General features: G+C 35.7%; 16 protein-coding genes. 14 read left to right on the forward strand and 2 right to left on the reverse strand.

From position 1 onward, the window contains the following. Positions 1–4: 4 nt before the first annotated feature. The 6 genes from BTR42_RS03235 (at position 5) to asnA (ending at position 9,819) form a co-directional block, all read left to right on the forward strand. Positions 5–943 (forward strand): ribosome-binding factor A, encoded by a 939-nt coding sequence (locus tag BTR42_RS03235; protein ID WP_077496387.1) that lies wholly within the window; start codon positions 5–7, stop codon positions 941–943. A 21-nt stretch (positions 944–964) separates the two neighbouring features. Beyond that, positions 965–3,616 carry a valine--tRNA ligase gene (locus tag BTR42_RS03240; RefSeq protein ID WP_077496389.1) on the forward strand — a complete coding sequence of 884 codons (2,652 nt, stop codon included), beginning with the start codon at positions 965–967 and terminating at the stop codon, positions 3,614–3,616. A 335-nt stretch (positions 3,617–3,951) separates the two neighbouring features. Beyond that, positions 3,952–5,844 carry an NERD domain-containing protein gene (locus BTR42_RS03245; protein ID WP_064592860.1) on the forward strand — a complete coding sequence of 631 codons (1,893 nt, stop codon included), beginning with the start codon at positions 3,952–3,954 and terminating at the stop codon, positions 5,842–5,844. 193 nt (positions 5,845–6,037) lie between these two features. Then, the gene (locus BTR42_RS03250; protein ID WP_077496391.1) at positions 6,038–7,123 is read left to right on the forward strand and encodes an MmcQ/YjbR family DNA-binding protein; all 1,086 of its coding nucleotides are present in this window, start codon (positions 6,038–6,040) and stop codon (positions 7,121–7,123) included. Positions 7,124–7,238: 115 nt separating this feature from the next. Beyond that, the gene (locus BTR42_RS03255) at positions 7,239–8,453 is read left to right on the forward strand and encodes an MFS transporter (RefSeq protein WP_074656269.1); all 1,215 of its coding nucleotides are present in this window, start codon (positions 7,239–7,241) and stop codon (positions 8,451–8,453) included. Between the two features lie 373 nt (positions 8,454–8,826). Next, positions 8,827–9,819 (forward strand): aspartate--ammonia ligase, encoded by a 993-nt coding sequence (asnA, locus tag BTR42_RS03260; RefSeq protein WP_009853597.1) that lies wholly within the window; start codon positions 8,827–8,829, stop codon positions 9,817–9,819. A gap of 128 nt (positions 9,820–9,947) precedes the next feature. Here the strand turns inward: asnA and BTR42_RS03265 are convergent, their stop codons facing one another. Both BTR42_RS03265 and BTR42_RS03270 read right to left on the reverse strand, forming a co-directional pair. Next, positions 9,948–10,700, reverse strand: a complete 753-nt coding sequence (locus tag BTR42_RS03265) for a hypothetical protein (RefSeq protein ID WP_077496393.1) — start codon at positions 10,698–10,700, stop codon at positions 9,948–9,950. Between the two features lie 171 nt (positions 10,701–10,871). Next, positions 10,872–11,714 (reverse strand): coiled-coil domain-containing protein, encoded by an 843-nt coding sequence (locus BTR42_RS03270; RefSeq protein ID WP_077496395.1) that lies wholly within the window; start codon positions 11,712–11,714, stop codon positions 10,872–10,874. Between the two features lie 133 nt (positions 11,715–11,847). Between BTR42_RS03270 and rsmD the strand changes: the two genes are divergently transcribed. The 8 genes from rsmD (at position 11,848) to BTR42_RS03310 (ending at position 17,901) form a co-directional block, all read left to right on the forward strand. Further along, complete coding sequence (gene rsmD, locus BTR42_RS03275) at positions 11,848–12,387, forward strand: 16S rRNA (guanine(966)-N(2))-methyltransferase RsmD (RefSeq protein ID WP_077497997.1); 540 nt, start codon at positions 11,848–11,850, stop codon at positions 12,385–12,387. 32 nt (positions 12,388–12,419) lie between these two features. Further along, positions 12,420–12,917, forward strand: a complete 498-nt coding sequence (gene coaD / locus BTR42_RS03280) for a pantetheine-phosphate adenylyltransferase (protein WP_077496397.1) — start codon at positions 12,420–12,422, stop codon at positions 12,915–12,917. Further along, positions 12,895–13,980, forward strand: a complete 1,086-nt coding sequence (locus BTR42_RS03285) for a SepM family pheromone-processing serine protease (RefSeq protein ID WP_009853602.1) — start codon at positions 12,895–12,897, stop codon at positions 13,978–13,980. Before coaD ends, BTR42_RS03285 begins: the two co-directional genes overlap by 23 nt. A gap of 128 nt (positions 13,981–14,108) precedes the next feature. Beyond that, positions 14,109–14,363, forward strand: coding sequence for a DUF3923 family protein (locus BTR42_RS03290; protein WP_009853603.1), 255 nt, complete (start codon positions 14,109–14,111; stop codon positions 14,361–14,363). 183 nt (positions 14,364–14,546) lie between these two features. Continuing rightward, on the forward strand, positions 14,547–15,206 hold the full coding sequence (locus tag BTR42_RS03295; RefSeq protein ID WP_077496399.1) for an MIP/aquaporin family protein: 660 nt from the start codon (positions 14,547–14,549) through the stop codon (positions 15,204–15,206). Between the two features lie 138 nt (positions 15,207–15,344). Then, positions 15,345–15,854 (forward strand): hypothetical protein, encoded by a 510-nt coding sequence (locus BTR42_RS03300; RefSeq protein ID WP_077496401.1) that lies wholly within the window; start codon positions 15,345–15,347, stop codon positions 15,852–15,854. A 111-nt stretch (positions 15,855–15,965) separates the two neighbouring features. Next, on the forward strand, positions 15,966–17,291 hold the full coding sequence (locus tag BTR42_RS03305) for a bifunctional metallophosphatase/5'-nucleotidase (protein ID WP_077496403.1): 1,326 nt from the start codon (positions 15,966–15,968) through the stop codon (positions 17,289–17,291). Between the two features lie 31 nt (positions 17,292–17,322). Then, positions 17,323–17,901 carry a YutD family protein gene (locus tag BTR42_RS03310; RefSeq protein WP_077496404.1) on the forward strand — a complete coding sequence of 193 codons (579 nt, stop codon included), beginning with the start codon at positions 17,323–17,325 and terminating at the stop codon, positions 17,899–17,901. The last annotated feature ends 6 nt before the right edge of the window (positions 17,902–17,907 follow it).

Below are 17,907 nucleotides of genomic sequence, written 5' to 3' on the forward strand. Positions count from 1 at the left end.
GAAGATGATTATAGAAAATTCTATTTTAACAGAAGAACAAATAAAAGGAATCGATGAAAAATATTCTCATTTGAAAGATACTGATGTTATTGAAAGTCTGGGACGCTATGAAATGGATTCTGAACAAAATAATTTGGTTATTACTGAATTTCCAATTAATAAGGAAGATTTAATAGAAATTTCTAATCAAATTTCCAACATTCAACAGGAATTTGAAAGACTTAAAGTAATGTATAAAATGTTTATTTCGGACGTTTTTGATTTTTTGAAGTTGAATTCTGAGTTAGAGAAGAAAAATAAGGTGACTAATGAGCTTGATGTAAATCGTTTCATGATGCACTTACTTTCTAGTGGAAAATTATTTGTTGATTTTGCTGAAAATCAGATAAAAACAAAACATAGGCAAAAATTTAAAAAATTTCATAAACTTACTAGTCAACAATATGACAATAGTTTTGCTTATCGATTTTGCTATAATCTTAGAAATTTTTCACAACATGTTGGAATTCCAATCTCTGCACTTCATAAGAAACAAGATTACGTCGATGACGAAAAGGCAATTATTAGTCTTTGGATTGAAAAAGACTATTTATTAAATTCTAGTTTCAATTGGAAAAAATTGCGCAATGAAATAGAGGCAAGAAATGATATTGATGCAGTTGAGTTGGTTAAATCTTATATGGAAGCAATTACGATTTTATATGGTGAATATAATAAATTTCTTTTGAATATACACCATTGTAATTTAATAAATTTAAAACTTTCACTTGAAAATTTTGGATTAGTACATAAAAAATACTGTATAGTTGAAAGAACAAAATACAATTTAAAGTACAATCCAGCTAATATCACAACAAGACCTTTACTGGGATTAGCAGATATTGATGCAATTTATGCGCATCTTAGTGAAATTGGAATTGTAAAACTAGTTAATAAAGAATAATATAAATTTAGGAGACATATTATGTCAAAAGAACTTTCACCAAAATATAACCCAGCTGAGGTTGAGGCTGGGCGTTATCAAAAATGGTTAGATGAGGATGTTTTCAAGCCTTCTGGCGATAAGAAAGCTCATCCGTATTCTATCGTTATTCCACCACCAAACGTAACTGGTAAACTTCACCTTGGTCACGCTTGGGATACTACTTTGCAAGATATTATTATCCGTCAAAAACGTATGCAAGGTTTTGATACTTTATGGCTTCCTGGTATGGACCATGCGGGGATTGCAACACAAGCAAAAGTTGAGGCACGTCTTGCTGAAGATGGTATCTCACGTTACGACCTTGGTCGTGAAAAATTCCTTGATAAAGTCTGGAAATGGAAAGATGAATACGCATCAACAATCAAACAACAATGGGGTAAAATGGGTATCTCTGTTGATTATTCACGTGAACGTTTCACCCTTGATGAAGGATTGTCAAAAGCGGTTCGTAAAGTCTTTGTTGAACTTTATAAAAAAGGTTGGATTTATCGTGGTGAATTTATCATCAACTGGGATCCAAAAGCTCGTACAGCCCTTTCTGATATCGAAGTTATCCACAAAGATGTCGAAGGTGCTTTCTACCACATGAACTACATGTTGGAAGATGGTTCACGTAGCCTTGAAGTTGCCACAACTCGTCCTGAAACAATGTTCGGTGACGTAGCCGTTGCGGTTAACCCAAATGATGACCGTTACAAAGATTTGATTGGTCAAAATGTTATCCTTCCAATCGTTAACAAAGCTATTCCAATCGTCGGTGATGAACACGCTGACCCAGAATTTGGTACTGGTGTAGTTAAAATCACTCCAGCACACGACCCTAATGACTTCTTAGTTGGTCAACGTCATAACTTGCCACAAGTCAACGTCATGAATGATGACGGTACAATGAACGAACTTGCTGGTGAATTTGCTGGTATGGACCGCTTTGAAGCTCGCAAAGCTGTTGTTAAAAAATTGGAAGAAATCGGTGCGCTTGTTGAAATCGAAAAAATGGTTCACAGCGTTGGTCATTCAGAACGTACTGGTGTGCCAGTTGAGCCACGTTTGTCAACACAATGGTTCGTTAAAATGGACCAATTGGCTAAAAATGCCATTGCTAACCAAGACACTGATGACGAAGTAAAATTCTACCCACCACGTTTCAACGATACTTTCCTACAATGGATGGAAAACGTTCACGACTGGGTTATCTCTCGTCAATTATGGTGGGGTCACCAAATTCCTGCATGGTACAATGCTGAAGGTGAAATGTACGTCGGTGAAGAAGCTCCAGAAGGTGACGGATGGACTCAAGACGAAGATGTGCTTGATACTTGGTTTAGTTCAGCACTATGGCCATTCTCAACAATGGGTTGGCCTGACACAGAAGCAGAGGACTTCAAACGTTACTTCCCAACATCTACATTGGTAACTGGTTATGACATCATCTTCTTCTGGGTATCACGTATGATTTTCCAATCATTGGAATTCACAGGACGCCGTCCATTTGAAAACGTGCTTATTCATGGTCTTATTCGTGACGAGCAAGGACGTAAAATGTCTAAATCACTTGGTAACGGTATTGACCCAATGGATGTTATCGAGAAATACGGTGCTGACGCGCTTCGTTGGTTCTTATCAAACGGTTCTGCACCAGGTCAAGACGTTCGTTTCTCTTACGAAAAAATGGACGCCGCTTGGAACTTCATTAACAAAATCTGGAACATTTCTCGTTACATTTTGATGAACAATGAAGACCTTACACTTGACCAAGCTAGCGCAAATGTTGACAAAGTTGTTGCTGGTACGGCTGGTAACGTAACTGACCGCTGGATTCTTCACAACTTGAATGAAACAATTGCTAAAGTTACTGAAAACTTTGATAAATTTGAATTTGGTGTGGCTGGTCATATCCTTTACAACTTCATCTGGGATGAATTTGCTGACTGGTACGTTGAATTGACAAAAGAAGTGCTTTACAGTGACAATGAAGATGAAAAAGTTATCACTCGTTCAGTTCTTCTTTACACCCTTGATAAGATTCTTCGTTTGCTTCACCCAATCATGCCATTTGTTACTGAAGAAATCTTTGAACAAATTTCTGAAGGTTCAATCGTAACAGCTGAATACCCAACAGTTAACCCAACGTTTGAAAATGAAGCTGCGCATAAAGGTGTTGAAAGTCTTAAAGACCTTATCCGTGCTGTCCGTAACGCACGTAGCGAGGTGAATGTTGCTCCAAGTAAACCAATCACACTTCTTGTGAAAACAAGTGATAAAGAATTGGAAGACTTCTTTAACAGCAATGTGAACTATATCAAGCGCTTCACAAATCCTGAAAAACTAGAAATTTCTTCTGCCATTGAAGCACCAGAATTGGCGATGTCTAGCGTTATCACAGGTGCTGAAATCTTCTTGCCACTTGCTGACCTTCTAAATGTTGAAGAAGAATTGGCACGTCTTGATAAAGAACTTGCTAAATGGCAAAAAGAATTGGATATGGTTGCACGCAAACTTGGCAACGAAAAATTCGTTGCTAACGCTAAACCAGAAGTTGTCCAAAAAGAACGCGACAAACAAGTCGACTATCAAGCTAAATACGACGCAACAGTCGCTCGTATCGAAGACATGAAAAAATTGGTGAAATAAGTTATTATATACAACCTTAAGTGAGATGGAGAAGTTGGAAGATAGTCTATTTAAATGAGCTATAAATAAACTTCCTACAGTTTTCTGTAGGAAGTTTTTGAGTATTTTAAAAAGAACAAAGTATAAAAATTAAATAATCTAATGGATTTTAGAATATTTGGTATATTGTAAAAATAAATTGAAGATTTGAGAATAATCTTTTGAAGAAATTATTGATTGTAGTTTAGCGAATAGATATTATAAAATTGACTTAATTGGATAAAAAGTTTTTGTTGTAGCAATGTGCTGATTTTACAAAAGTTTATGGAAAATACCAAGAAAGAGGTGTAAAAATTATGATTGAAAAATTTTCCTATAATCTTCATGAATATGATGGATTAGTTAAAATAAAAACTAACAAAAGTTTAGATAGACTAAGCAACGATTTTCTTCTTAAATTAGATGGAAAATCAATTCAAGATATAATTCATATTTTGAAAGTTAGTAATATTGTTGGTGATTTAAGTCTCGGAAAAATTCATGACTATAGGGAAGTTTTGTTAAAAAGAACAAATAACTATGTAAGACATAATTTTTCTAAGGAAGATATTAGTGTTTGGGAGGATTTCTATACGCAAGTAATAATGTTGAACCAGTTATATAAACTTTTTTTACAAAAAAGGGAGGAATATTTTGAAGAAAATGTTATAAAATCAAAGCTTAGTATAAATTTATTATTAGTATGTCTTGAAAAGGTTTTAAGAGATTATTCGAGTAATCAATTGATAAAAAGTGATATTGAAGATTTTGAAAAATTATCGCATATTAGAGATATTTTAAAAGGTTATGCGGCTGAGATTTTAAAATATTTTATGTTCATCGATAAAGAAAAAAATATTTCTCATCAAATCTACTCCGAGAGAGATGTGAATACAGTATGTGAGCATTTTACTTTTTATGATACATATGAATCGATTAAAGATATTATGGAATATTTTAGATTTTCCCAAATTAATGTCTCGTTGGATGACAAATTTAGTATTGAAATATTAGACAGAGAATTTAATGAGAGTGTGTTAGTTTCTAATTTTAGGGAGAAGGGGTCTAGGAATAGTAGTTATAACCATTTAGTTAGTAATTTACATAGATCAAATTTGAATCTAACAAAAAACAGTCAAGAATTGTTTTCCGTACAAGAATTAACAAAGATATTTGGAACTGATTGGAAAAATATGGAATTAGGAGGAATCTCACTCTATCACCTACATAAAGCATATTTATACATCTCGGAACTATGTGATGAAAAATTAAAAAAATCTAGTAAGATTAATCAACTTTATAAGATGTGTATCGTAAAAAAGAAGATAGAATGGATTAATAAATTAGCTCGTTTTCTTAATGTCTCTAAAGACTACTCACAAAAAATTATTGATTATTTAACTTTTAGCAATGCATCATACGATTTAATTGATACCCCTTTCATTGAATTAGAAGATAGTTTAATAATAGTTCCATCAATATCTGAAGGTACTTCTATTGCATATGCAATCATATCGAATTTTTCAAAGCACTTAGGTGAAATTAGCGAATTATCTAAAAAAGGTTATGTCCTTGAGAATAAAATTGCAAACAAATTGAAAGAAGCAAAAATAACTTTTGTATCAAATATAAAAGATAATCTAGATGGAGAAGACTATGAAATAGATCACATATTTGTAATTAATAAAACTATATATTTCGTAGAATGTAAGACTCTTCCTTTTCCCTATACTGTTAAAGAACATGCTGAACAGCAATGTCAAATTTTTCAGTATTTAAGGAAATTTTCGAGAAATGTAAAACATTTTTTAGAGAAAAAGGAATTATTTATTAGTGATTTACGTTTGAATAGCGCAGATGATATAAGAGTAGAGAAGATATTTGTTACTTCTACAATGCGAGGAAATAGTGATAACTATAATGGTATAAATATTGTAGATGAATCAGCATTTTCATCCTTTCTTTCTAGACAAGCTCCTATGGTTTGGGATCCCACTAATGGTAAAAAAGTACTAGAACAAAATATTTCATATTACAAAGGTGAGATAACAACTCATAAGCTTAGTCAATTTTTTAAAAAGCCCGCTTCTATTTTATCTATGAGAGATAAAATGGGAATTCGGAGAGAAGATTATTTAACACATTCGTTAAGAAGTTATGAGCTTGTTAAAAATAGCCAATATTTATTTTTGAATAAAAAGTGGAGATAAAACTTATAAAATTAGTCAATTTAATTTTTTCGAAAAATTTATCCTCAAGCAAGCTCTTCGTAAGACAGAAGGAACCTGATATTGAAAAAAACTCTTACGAGAATATTACCTCATTCAATGATGAAAAGAAAGGGCTGGAAAATGTTATTCCAGCCTTTTTTTGTTATACTTATGCTAAACGAAAGGAGTCCTTATGTCATTTGAATCGGATATTTTTAGGAAGAAGCGGGTGGTGTTTGAGCGCTTGGTACCGTTTGGTTTTCAGAAATCACAGGGTGGTTATGAGTTCCGCGAAACTATTTTGGACGGCGCTTTTGAAGTGCGTGTTCATGTTGCGGCAGGTGGGGAGGTGTCAACTCATGTGATTGATACTGATTTGAACGAGGAATATCTTGCCATTCATGTGGCGCAAGCAATGGGAAATTTTGTTGGGCAAGTCAGAGAAGCTTATCTTGCGGTGCTTGAACGTGTGGCGACAGCTTGCTTTGAAGCTCTGCCATTTCTCAATCCACAAACCAATCGTCTCGCACACTACTTGCAAGCGACATATGGCGACATGTATGACCATCCTTTTGAAAAATATCCTGAGTTTTCGTCTTACCGTTATCCGCAGAATCATAAGTGGTATGCGTTGATTATGACGGTTGCGCGTGGAAAGTTGGATTTGGGCGATGAAACGTGGTCAAAAGAGGCATTGGAACAGAAAATCGAGATTATTAATATCAAAGTTAACCCCAAAGACTTGCCCCGATTGCTTGAAATAAGCGGCATTTACCCGTCTTACCATATGAGCAAGAAATCGTGGGTGTCGCTAGTGCTGGACGAGACGGTTTCGGATGATTTGCTTTTTTCTTTGGTGGAAAATAGCAGAGCTTTAGTTGCAGGGAAAAGTCTTGGAAGCTTATCTGGGCCTGATTATTGGATTATCCCTGCCAATCTGAAATATTACGATATCGATGCGGAATTTGCTGCAAATTCGATTATTAATTGGACACAAAAAGCCAGTATTAAAGCGGGTGATTATGTTGCCATTTATATTACGGCACCAACACGCGCCCTTCGCTACCTTTGCCGTGTCTTAGAATCCGACATTCCAAATAGCGGTTATCGGGAAGAAAAATCAATTAAAAAATTAATAAAAATTGAGCTATTGCAAACTTTTTCGGATAGCCAATTTCCAATCGCTGTGCTGAAAGAATGTGGTGTCACTAACATTCGTGGACCACGCCGTATGACAAAAGAATTAATTACCTTGATTGATTCGAACATAAAATCGTGAAATCTTGTGCGAAAGTGCAAGATTTTTTGTGTTTTATTTTAAAAAGAATTGAAAGAATATTGCAAAAAATACTTTGAAGGTATATACTATTTTAAGAACGGGGGAGATTTATTATATGAAAAAAGTAGAACAGAAAAACGCTAGTTTGCTTGTTTCAAGCAGCGCCATTTCAAAAATTGGGGACGTTTTATTTGATTATGTTAACAATTCATTCTTAGCTAGCTTGAATATGAATTCAATGGTGTTAGTTGGGGTATATCAATCACTTGAAAACATTATGGGAGTCCTTTTTAATCTTTTTGGTGGTGTGATTGCTGACCGTTTTCGTCGAAAGAAAATCATCATTTTGAGCGATTTTTTAAGTGGTCTAGCTTGTATAGCCTTGTCATTTATCAGTGATAATACATGGTTAATTTATGCGATTATTGCAGCCAATGTGTTTTTGGCATTTTTATCATCTTTTTCAACACCTGCTTATAACGCTTTTACGAAAGAAGTGGTGGAAAAAGACAATATTGCTCTACTAAATTCTTACTTGCAAACAGCGGCTACGGTTGTCAAGATTGTGATTCCAATCGTTGCGGTCGGCGTTTATCGCTTGATAGGTATTCATGGTGCTCTGCTTTTGGATGGTGTTTCCTTTATATTATCAAGCATCATTGTAGCCTTTGTTTCTCCGATTTTAGAAGAAAATACAAAAAACAGTCATTTTTCAATGGCTAGTATTTTTCAGGATTTAATCAGTGGCTTTCGTTATTTGGCACAAAAACGCCAAGTTTCGGTTTTGATTGCTCTATCGGCTTCTGTGAATTTTTTTATGGCTGCTTATAATCTATTACTGCCTTACAGCAACCAAATGTTCCCGAAAATTACTGAGAATATTTACGGAACATTTTTGACAGCTGAAGCGGTTGGTGGGCTTATTGGTGCTCTTATCAGCGGTAGGGTTAATAAAAAATTATCAACTGACTTGTTAATGACTTTCTTGGCAGTTGCTGGTTTATTTCTTGGTTTAGCACCAATTTTGTATCATATTTTTCCAAATGTTGTTTTTCTGGCGCTATCACCAGCTTTTTGTAGTATCTTTTTGACGGTCTTTAACATTCATTCTTTTTCGCTTGTTCAAAGAGAAGTTGATAGCGATTATTTGGGGCGTGTTTTGGGAATTGTCTTTACAATAGCGGTGCTCTTTATGCCTCTTGGAACAGCTATTTTTACAATCATATTGCGCCCAGACTATGAATTTAATTATTTATTCGTTGGCTTGGCGGTAATCATCTTATCTTTCATTTTCTTGGTTTTACTACGCAAAACGAATGATAAAGAATAATATTTGGTTAGAAAAAAATTTTTTAGAAAACTTTTGAAAATTATAACAGTTATTAAAAAAGAATCATTTTAACAATATAAAAAGACTTTGAAGAAGATTGCACACACAACTTTTTCAGGTCTTTTTTCTTGTATTTTTTTTGGTAAAAATAGCTGAAATTCCTTGATATGATTGACTTATTCCAAATATATGTAAGGTTTTCTAACATAAACTTAAAAAATATTGTAGAAATTTTCAAAAAAGTATTTATTTTTTAAAAGCTTAGGTGTATAATAGCTCTATCGTTGTAAAAGCGGTCACGAAATACAAAATTATCTCACTATCTTTATTTATCATTTTGGTATTTCAATAAAAAATTTTTAAGGAGGAGCATATGAAGAAAAGCTTTATTCATCAACAGCAGGAGATTTCTTTTGTCAAGAATACTTTCACTCAATATTTGATTGATAAACTTGACATCGTTGAAGTGCAAGGACCTATTCTCAGTCAGGTCGGGGATGGTATGCAAGATAATTTGAATGGTATTGAAAATCCCGTATCAGTGCACGTAAAACGTATTCCTGATGCTGAATATGAAGTTGTTCATTCACTTGCTAAGTGGAAACGTCATACCTTAGCACGTTTTGGCTTCAATGAAGGAGAAGGGCTTTTCGTACACATGAAAGCTCTCCGACCAGACGAAGAAGAATTAGATCCAATCCACTCTATTTATGTTGACCAATGGGATTGGGAAAAAGTTATTCCAAATGGTCGTCGCAACATCGAATATTTGAAAGAAACAGTTGAACAAGTTTATAAGGCTATTCGTTTGACAGAATTGGCTGTTGAAGCTCGTTTTGATATCGAAGCTGTTTTGCCTAAGAAAATCACATTCATCCACACAGAAGAATTGGTAGAACGTTATCCAGATTTGACACCGAAAGAACGTGAAAATGCTGCCGCTAAAGAATTTGGAGCAATTTTCCTTATCGGTATTGGTGGTATTTTGCCAGATGGTCAACGTCATGATGGTCGTGCACCTGACTACGATGACTGGACTTCTGAATCAGAAAATGGTTACCACGGTCTTAATGGTGATATCATTGTTTGGAATGAAGCTTTGGATTCTGCCTTTGAATTGTCATCAATGGGTATTCGTGTTGACGAGGAAGCTCTCAAACGTCAAGTTAAAATCACTGGTGACGAAGATCGTTTGCAACTAGAATGGCATAAAGCTCTTCTTAATGGTCTCTTCCCACTTACTATTGGTGGTGGTATCGGTCAATCTCGTATGGCAATGTTCTTGCTCCGTAAGAAACATATCGGAGAAGTTCAATCAAGTGTTTGGCCAAAAGAAGTTCGTGACACTTACGAAAATATTCTTTAAGTAGAAGAAATCTTATTTTAAGGACTAAGAAAAGTCGGCTAGGATAACTAGTCGGCTTTTTGATTTTGGGAATAGAAAAAGTTGTTAGAGCGAGTTTCTAACAACTTTTGTAAAATTATTTAAATTGCTTACCAAGGAAGACCTGCTGCAGCAATTTCAGCTTTTGAAGCGTATTGTCCATTTGGACGATGCCATCTGCCACGAGCATCTCTAGAGTATCCACTAGCAGCTTGTTGTTGTGCCTGTTGAGCCGCTGCCTGTTCTTGTGCTTGGCGTGCAGCTTCTTCGGCTGCAGCTTGTTCTTGAGCCTGTCTAGCGGCTTCTTCAGCCTGTCTAGCCTCTTCGGCTTTTCTTGCTTCTTCAGCTTGAGCCGCTTCCTCGGCTTCTTTAGTCTCAATAGCTGAAACAACGGCGTTAATACGATTGTTAAAATCACCTTTTTTAGCTGTGTCTGTTACCGCATCAACTTTATTTTTAGCATCGTCAACATTTTCACGAGTTTGATTAGCTTCTAAGTTTGCAACAGCAGTTTCAGCCGCTGCCTGAGCTGTCTCTTCTTGTTTTTGTGTTTCTATCACAGTCTTGACAGTTGCGATACGTTTTTTAAGCTGTTTTTTGACTTTTATATTTTTTACGGCTTTAACTTTTTTGCTAGCTAAATCAAGATTTTCTTGGGTCTGGTCCTTTTCAAGTTGTTTAACAGCTTTTTTTGCTGCTTTAGTAGCTTTATCGTCTTTTTTGGTGGTTTTACTTTTAGACTTAGTATCCGCTAAAACAACATGATTGTTTTCGACTGGTGTTGTTAAAAATCCTTGGTCTTGAGAGACTCCGATGAGGGCAGTTGTCATTAATAATATGGCGAGTTTCATTTTCTTCTTCATGTTTGATTCCTCCTGAAAAAACTTTGAATGATAAAATTTTTACACTAAAAGAATACCATTTTGGAATAATTCTGTAAATCTCTTTTTAAGGAAAAATTAAGCAAAAAATGTTTGCGTAAAAATACTATAAAAAAGCCGCTAGAGCAATCTCTAACGACTTAAAATAATCTATTATTCAAAACCACAGAGTGTTAAGCCTAAGGCTTGTGCTTCTGATAAGCTAACTGGTGTAGTGCTTTTTGAGCGATTTAAGCCACGGCAATTTGGATTGAGGTGGTAGTGGCTACCAGTTCTTGTAATGTAAACTGTTGTGGTATCTCCTGGTTGGGCAGCTGCTTGGTTTTGTTGTTGCTGTGACTGTTGAGCAGCAGCTTCAGCAGCGGCTTGTTCTTGAGCTTGTTTAGCAGCTTCGGCTTCTTTGGCTTCGATAGCTGAAACAACAGCGTTGATACGGTTGTTGAAAGCTTCCTTTTTAGTTGAATTATTTACCGCATTAACTTTATTTTTAGCGTCATCAATGTTATCACGCGATTGGTTATTTTCAAGGTTTTTAACCGCAGTTTCTGCTTTATCTTCTAGTTCTTTTTCTTTTTTAGCTTCAATGGCTGTTTTGACAGTTGCGATACGCTTTTGAAATTTCTCTTTTTTGTCAGCGTCTGTAACAGCGTCAACTTTACTTGTTGCTAAATCAAGATTAGCCTGCGTTTGGTCTTTCTCGAGATTTTTTACGGCAGTTTCTGCACTGTTTTCAATCTCTTTAGTCTTTTGAACTTCTTTTTTGCCGACTTCAATGTAATCAGCGTTTTCTTCTTTAAAATCAGCCAGTTCATCTTGGCTATCTTTTAAGTCTGATTTGGCTTGTTTGACATCTTGGCTAAGCTGTTCAATCTTATCCTCTGCTTGGGATAATTCTTGACTTTGGTTACCTTGACTAGAAAAACTAGCAATCAATAATACCGATAAAATGGTAATGGCAAGATTTTTCTTGTCTTTAAAGAATGTTTTAAAATTCATCATAACTCCTTTATCCTAAAAAACTTTGACAATTAAAATTATCACAACAATCATATCAAATCTCATTTTTAGTGTAAAGATGACTTGATCATTTTTTAAGGTATTTTATTTGAATTTTGCTATAATGGTTGTTATGAGAGTTGTAGCAGGAAAATTTGGTGGGCGTCCTTTAAAGACGCTAGATGGAAAAATTACGCGCCCGACAACAGATAAGGTTAAAGGTGCTATTTTTAATATGATTGGTCCATTTTTTGATGGTGGACGTGTTTTAGATTTGTTTTCTGGTAGTGGAAGTTTAGCGATTGAAGCTATTTCACGCGGAATGGATGAAGCTGTATTGGTTGAACGCAATCGTCAAGCGCAAGCTATTATTTTAGAAAATATCAAAATGACAAAGTCTGAGCAGCAATTTCATTTGTTAAAAATGGATGCTAATAAGGCAATTGGCGTTGTCAGCGGACCGTTTGATTTGGTGCTTTTAGACCCACCATATGCTAAGGAAGAAATTGTCAAAAATATTACGGAATTAGAAGAAGCAGGGCTTTTGTCTGAGGATGTCATGCTGGTTTGTGAGACGGATAAGGCTGTTGATTTACCAGAAGAAATTTCAAATTTTGGCATCTGGAAACAAAAAACATATGGCATTAGTAAGGTTACGGTATATGTTAGGTAGAATTGAGTGATTTTATCACTAATGGAGGCAATATGGCTAAAATTGGTTTATTTACGGGGTCTTTTGACCCTGTGACAAATGGGCATCTTGATATCATAGCGCGTGCAAGCAAGTTGTTTGACACACTTTTTGTGGGCATTTTTTACAATAAAGATAAGAATGGCTTCTTTAGCGTTGACGAGAGACGGCAGATGTTAGAAGAAGCACTGCAAGAATTTCCGAACGTTAAAGTGATTACGGCGCGTGATTCTTTGGTGGTGGATATTGCCAAGCGTTTAGAAGTTAGTTATCTCGTGCGAGGTCTCCGTAATGGGAAAGATTTAGAATACGAGGCTGATTTAGCGTTTTATAATCATTATCTGGCATCAGAGATTGAGAGTGTTTTTTTATTGAGCTCTCCTGATTTGGTTCATGTCTCATCAAGTCGCATCCGTGAATTGATTTATTTCCATTCAGATATTTCGGATTTTGTGCCAACAAGTGTTGTCAAAAAAGTGGAGGAAAAATATGGCAATCTTAAAAAGATTTAAAGAGATTTTGAAAAAGTTGGGTCGTATTTTATATCGCTTTAAGTGGTGGATATTAGGTGTTGTAGGCATTGTTTTTTTACTATTTAGCTTGTTGTATCCGCTTGATTACTATATTGAAATGCCTGGTGGTGCTTATGATATTCGTAGCGTTTTAACGGTTGATAATAAGGAAGATGACGAAGATGGCTCTTATAATTTTGTGGCTGTCACGGTTAGTCAGGCGACCTTGGCACAATTGGTTTATGCTTGGTTAACTCCCTACACAGAAATTTCGACAGCCGCAGATGTGACTGGTGGTTATAGCAATGCTGATTATCTTCGTATCAATGAGTATTACATGGAAACCTCTCAAAATACAGCGACTTATCAAGCCTTAACCTTGGCAGGAAAGGAAGCGACGCTTGATTATCAAGGGGTTTATGTTTTAAATGTTAGTGATAATTCGACGTTTAAAGGGATTTTGAATATCGCTGATACGGTAACTGGGGTTAACGGTCAGACATTTAACAGCTCGGCAGAATTAATGGCCTATGTGGCTGATTTGGATTTAGGGTCTGAGGTAACAGTTCAATATACATCAGACGGCGAAGCAAAAGAAGCCACAGGAAAAATTATTGAATTGTCAAATGGAAAAAATGGTATCGGAATCGGTTTGGTAGATCATACGTCGGTGTCATCAGATGTTGATGTTGATTTTGATACGAGTGGTGTCGGTGGTCCAAGTGCTGGTTTGATGTTTACGCTTGATATTTATGACCAATTAAATAGTGAAGATTTGCGTAAAGGTCGTAAAATTGCTGGTACAGGTACGATTGAATCAGATGGTTCAGTCGGGGATATTGGTGGCGCAGCACTTAAAGTTGTTGCTGCTGCTAAAGCTGGTGCGGATATTTTCTTTGTTCCAAATAACCCTGTGGATGAGGAAACATTGAAAAAAGATCCTGATGCAAAAACGAACTATGAAGAAGCTGTCGAAGCTGCTAAAGACCTCGATACCGATATGAAAATCGTCCCAGTAACAACCGTCCAAGAAGCAATTGACTATCTACGAAACAATGATTAAAACGAAAACATCTCTGTGAATACGGAGATGTTTTTTGTTCACTTTAAATTAATTTTTTCTTAAGCTTCATTGGGTAAAATTTCCTTAAAATGTAGCAGTAGATTAGTAATAATAGATAGGAGGGAGTTATGACGAACTGGCAAAAGCGATTTGTGATTTGGTTTAATCTTGCCATTTTATTTATTTTTTTAGATGTGACTTTGTTGATATTTATTCGGTCGATTAATAGTGATGGTGTTTATCAGACAATGCAAATGAAATGGCTAACGTTTTTAATGTGGATTCTCTGTTATGCTTTTGTTTGGATGTGTCAGGGTGTGGGGTATATGTTTTTTAAACACATTAAACAAGCAAGAAAACAAGAAGATAGGCATGTGGTTTAATAGTAGATAATGAGTTGGATTTACAGAATCTGATTCATTTTTTATGCTTAGTTTAATAAAAATAATGCTTTAAATAGGTGCAAATGTGCTAATTTTTAAAATGATTATAATTAACGAGTCGTTTTATTTACGAATTCTTAAGAAAAGTGTTATAATACACATAATTTTAAGGAGGAGATTTTTATGTCAAAAAAATTCTTTGCAGAACTAATTGGGACATTTGTTTTGGTTTTTCTTGGGACAGGAGCAGCTGTCTTGGGCGGCGGAGCAGATAGTGTTGTTGGCTATGCGTCGATTGCATTGGCATTTGGCTTAACGATTGTGGCTTCTGCTTACAGTATTGGTACAGTTTCAGGTGCGCATTTGAATCCAGCGGTTTCGATTGCAATGTACTTGAATAAACGTATTGATAGTAAGGAACTTGGTACTTATATTTTAGGACAGGTTGTGGGAGCACTTCTTGGCAGTTTTGCACTTTTGGTCATTACTGGTGATAATGCTACTTTAGGGCAAAATGTTGTTGCGGATGGCTACAGTCTTGTGACAGGCTTCTTAGTAGAAGTGATTCTAACCTTTATCTTTATTCTAGTTATTTTAACGGTAACTTCGAGTCGAAAAGGCAATGCTCAGTTGGCAGGTTTGGTTATTGGATTGACCTTGACGTTAATTCATTTTGTTGGTATTCCAGTAACGGGTATGTCAGCTAATCCAGCACGTAGTTTAGCGCCAGCGCTTTTGGCAGGTGGAGATGCTTTAAGTCAAATTTGGATTTTCATCTTGGCACCAATTGTTGGTGGAGTTCTAGCTTCTATTGTTTCGCAAAGTTTACTTGAAACAGAATAACATATGATAATCTGCATTAGTTTTAACTAGTGCAGTTTGTGTGTACAGATGTTTTTTAAAGGGCTTTCATTTAGGATGTTAATTAAAAAGAGTAAAAGGAGATGTAAAAAATGATGATTAAGTTTCGGAGAAGTAGGCATGTCGGCTAAAGGTAAGCGGTTATTGGTAGTGATAACGCTACTTGGTATCACGACAGTTTGTTCTGTTATTGGCTATCATGTTTACCGCCGTAACGATTTTAAAAGGGCTTATGAACATGGAACGTTATTTGAGCAGCTAGATGTGTTAATGAACAGTCAACGTTATGTAACTGTTATTGAAGAGGCTGGCTATGAAGTGGATAAAGTTGATTACGTCATGTATAATTGGATTGTAACGCTCACGACAACTGGTACGCCAGCGATTACGATTGAGTCATCAAGCGATAGTAGTGCCTTTTTTGTGACATTTGAAACGACTGAAGATGAGCAAGAAGTGTCGGTTTATTTTGAGTTAGATGGTGATTTTAATATCGCTTATCAAACGGTAAGAGATGCTCAAGGAAATGATGTTGCTATAACAACGACGCAACAGACGAAATTACTCAATATCGTCAAAAAAGAAGTAAGAAAGATGCTTAAAACGATTTATCGGACAATGTATCCTTAAAAAGTAGTAGGATGAGTTAGATTTTTAAAGTCTGGCTTATTTTTTTGTGATAAAAATGGCTTAAAAACGCTAGAATATCACTATTTACGCGGAAAATGCTATAATAAAATTATGACAGAAAAGCTAACGATTTTACATTTAAATGATTGGCATTCGCATTTTGAAACCTATCCAAAATTAAAACGATTCTTCCAAGATTATGCTGACCAAGATGCTGAGGTTATCAAGATTGATGTTGGTGACAATATTGATCGTTGGCATCCGATGACTGATGCAACGCAAGGAAAATATAATGTTCAATTGATGAATGAGCTAGGCATTGATTTTGCGACAATTGGGAATAACGAAGGCATTGGACTGGCTAAAACGATGCTCAATCAAGTCTACGAAAGTGCCAATTTTGATGTGATTTTAGGAAATTTAGAGGATAAAGCAGGGCGTCCAACATGGGCTAAGCCTTACAAGATTTATGAGACAGCTCTTGGAACCAAGATTGCCTTTCTAGCCTACACTTTTCCTTATTACCTGACGTATGAACCAGGTGGTTGGCAAGTGTTGGACCCAATCACATGCTTAAAGCGTGATTTGGAAATTCCAGAGGTCAAATCAGCAGATTTCCATATTTTATTGAGTCATCTTGGTTTGCCATTGGATGAAAAAATCACCGCAGAAGTGCCAGAAATTGACTTGATTATTGGTGCTCACACGCATCATGTCTTTGAGGACGGTGCTTGTCTTAACGGCACTTATTTAGCGGCTGCTGGAAAATATGGTCAGTTTGCTGGTGAAATCAACTTGACCTTTGAGCACCATGAGCTGAGCGATATCACCATTCATGCCCACGAAACGAGTCATATGCCAAGTAAGCCTGGTGATAAAAAATGGATAGAAACAGTTGAAGCGAATGGCCGCAAACTGTTAAGCCAAGAAGTAGTCAAATCTTTTGACCATGAATTAAGCCTTGATGAGTCAGGTCAAATCGTTATGGCAGCAATGAAAGAATACGCTAATGCAGATATTGCCATGATAAATTCTGGTTTAGTGGTGACCCCATTTTCTAAAAAGGTCACCAAGGATACACTACAGCATTCCTTACCACATCAAATGCGTTTGGCAAGACTAGAAGTGACGACTGACGAATTAACGACGATTTGCCAAGACGTCTTTTCACAAGCAGAATTGTTAGCTAATCAACAAATCCGTGGCATGGGCTTTCGCGGAAAGGAATTTGGTAGGGTTTTAACTAGCGGCTTTGATTACAAAAATGGAAAAATAGTGTATAATAAAAAGGTTACGAATGAAAAGGACACTATCAGTTTAGTCTTAGTTGACCAATATTACTTTGCACGTTATTTTGAGACCATAAAATCTCACCAAGCAGAGTTACTTTTTCCCGAATTACTACGTGAACTGGTAGAGACCTACCTAAAAAAATAATATGAATTTTAGCGATTAAGAGAGGAGACCGATGAGAAAAGATATCTCTCCTGAAATGTACAATTACAATAAATTTCCTGGTCCGCAATTTGTGGTGTTCTCTGACCGTGTCAAGAGTGATGATATTGAATTGTTAATTTTGGAAAATGAGAAGAATGCTTTTGATGCAACTGTTTTTAGTCAACGTTTTTCAGAAATTTTACTAAAATACGATTATATTGTCGGTGATTGGGGAAATGAACAGTTACGTTTGAAGGGATTTTACAAGGATGACCGAGATGTTAAGAAAACAAATCGCATCTCACGTCTAGACGATTACATTAAGGAATATTGTAATTTTGGTTGTGCTTATTTTGTGCTTGAAAATTTAGAGCCTCGTCGTGTTAAATCTGACGACGATAAGCCAACGAAACGTCATAAATCACAAAAACGCTCATCACAGAAAAAGAAATCAGAACCTAAAAAATCTGACCGCTCGGCAAATAAACATTTTAAGAGCCAAAAACGTAAAGATACAAAAGTACGTGGTGAACGTCAACAAAAACGAGAACAACAAAAAGAAATTCAATCGGCAAAAAAACAATTTGTGATTCGCCGAAAAGAGAAATAGGAAGGA

It is taken from the genome of Streptococcus gallolyticus subsp. gallolyticus DSM 16831, assembly GCF_002000985.1.
GTDB classification, from domain to species: Bacteria; Bacillota; Bacilli; order Lactobacillales; family Streptococcaceae; genus Streptococcus; species Streptococcus gallolyticus.

Excerpts from the sequence above, each read along its gene's own strand:
- BTR42_RS03235 (WP_077496387.1), top strand. The coding sequence starts at position 5 with ATGATTATAGAAAATTCTATTTTAACAGAAGAACAAATAAAAGGAATC.
- BTR42_RS03240 (WP_077496389.1), top strand. The coding sequence starts at position 965 with ATGTCAAAAGAACTTTCACCAAAATATAACCCAGCTGAGGTTGAGGCT.
- BTR42_RS03245 (WP_064592860.1), top strand. The coding sequence starts at position 3,952 with ATGATTGAAAAATTTTCCTATAATCTTCATGAATATGATGGATTAGTT.
- BTR42_RS03250 (WP_077496391.1), top strand. The coding sequence starts at position 6,038 with ATGTCATTTGAATCGGATATTTTTAGGAAGAAGCGGGTGGTGTTTGAG.
- BTR42_RS03255 (WP_074656269.1), top strand. The coding sequence starts at position 7,239 with ATGAAAAAAGTAGAACAGAAAAACGCTAGTTTGCTTGTTTCAAGCAGC.
- asnA (WP_009853597.1), top strand. The coding sequence starts at position 8,827 with ATGAAGAAAAGCTTTATTCATCAACAGCAGGAGATTTCTTTTGTCAAG.
- BTR42_RS03265 (WP_077496393.1), bottom strand. The coding sequence starts at position 10,700 with ATGAAGAAGAAAATGAAACTCGCCATATTATTAATGACAACTGCCCTC.
- BTR42_RS03270 (WP_077496395.1), bottom strand. The coding sequence starts at position 11,714 with ATGAATTTTAAAACATTCTTTAAAGACAAGAAAAATCTTGCCATTACC.
- rsmD (WP_077497997.1), top strand. The coding sequence starts at position 11,848 with ATGAGAGTTGTAGCAGGAAAATTTGGTGGGCGTCCTTTAAAGACGCTA.
- coaD (WP_077496397.1), top strand. The coding sequence starts at position 12,420 with ATGGCTAAAATTGGTTTATTTACGGGGTCTTTTGACCCTGTGACAAAT.
- BTR42_RS03285 (WP_009853602.1), top strand. The coding sequence starts at position 12,895 with ATGGCAATCTTAAAAAGATTTAAAGAGATTTTGAAAAAGTTGGGTCGT.
- BTR42_RS03290 (WP_009853603.1), top strand. The coding sequence starts at position 14,109 with ATGACGAACTGGCAAAAGCGATTTGTGATTTGGTTTAATCTTGCCATT.
- BTR42_RS03295 (WP_077496399.1), top strand. The coding sequence starts at position 14,547 with ATGTCAAAAAAATTCTTTGCAGAACTAATTGGGACATTTGTTTTGGTT.
- BTR42_RS03300 (WP_077496401.1), top strand. The coding sequence starts at position 15,345 with ATGTCGGCTAAAGGTAAGCGGTTATTGGTAGTGATAACGCTACTTGGT.
- BTR42_RS03305 (WP_077496403.1), top strand. The coding sequence starts at position 15,966 with ATGACAGAAAAGCTAACGATTTTACATTTAAATGATTGGCATTCGCAT.
- BTR42_RS03310 (WP_077496404.1), top strand. The coding sequence starts at position 17,323 with ATGAGAAAAGATATCTCTCCTGAAATGTACAATTACAATAAATTTCCT.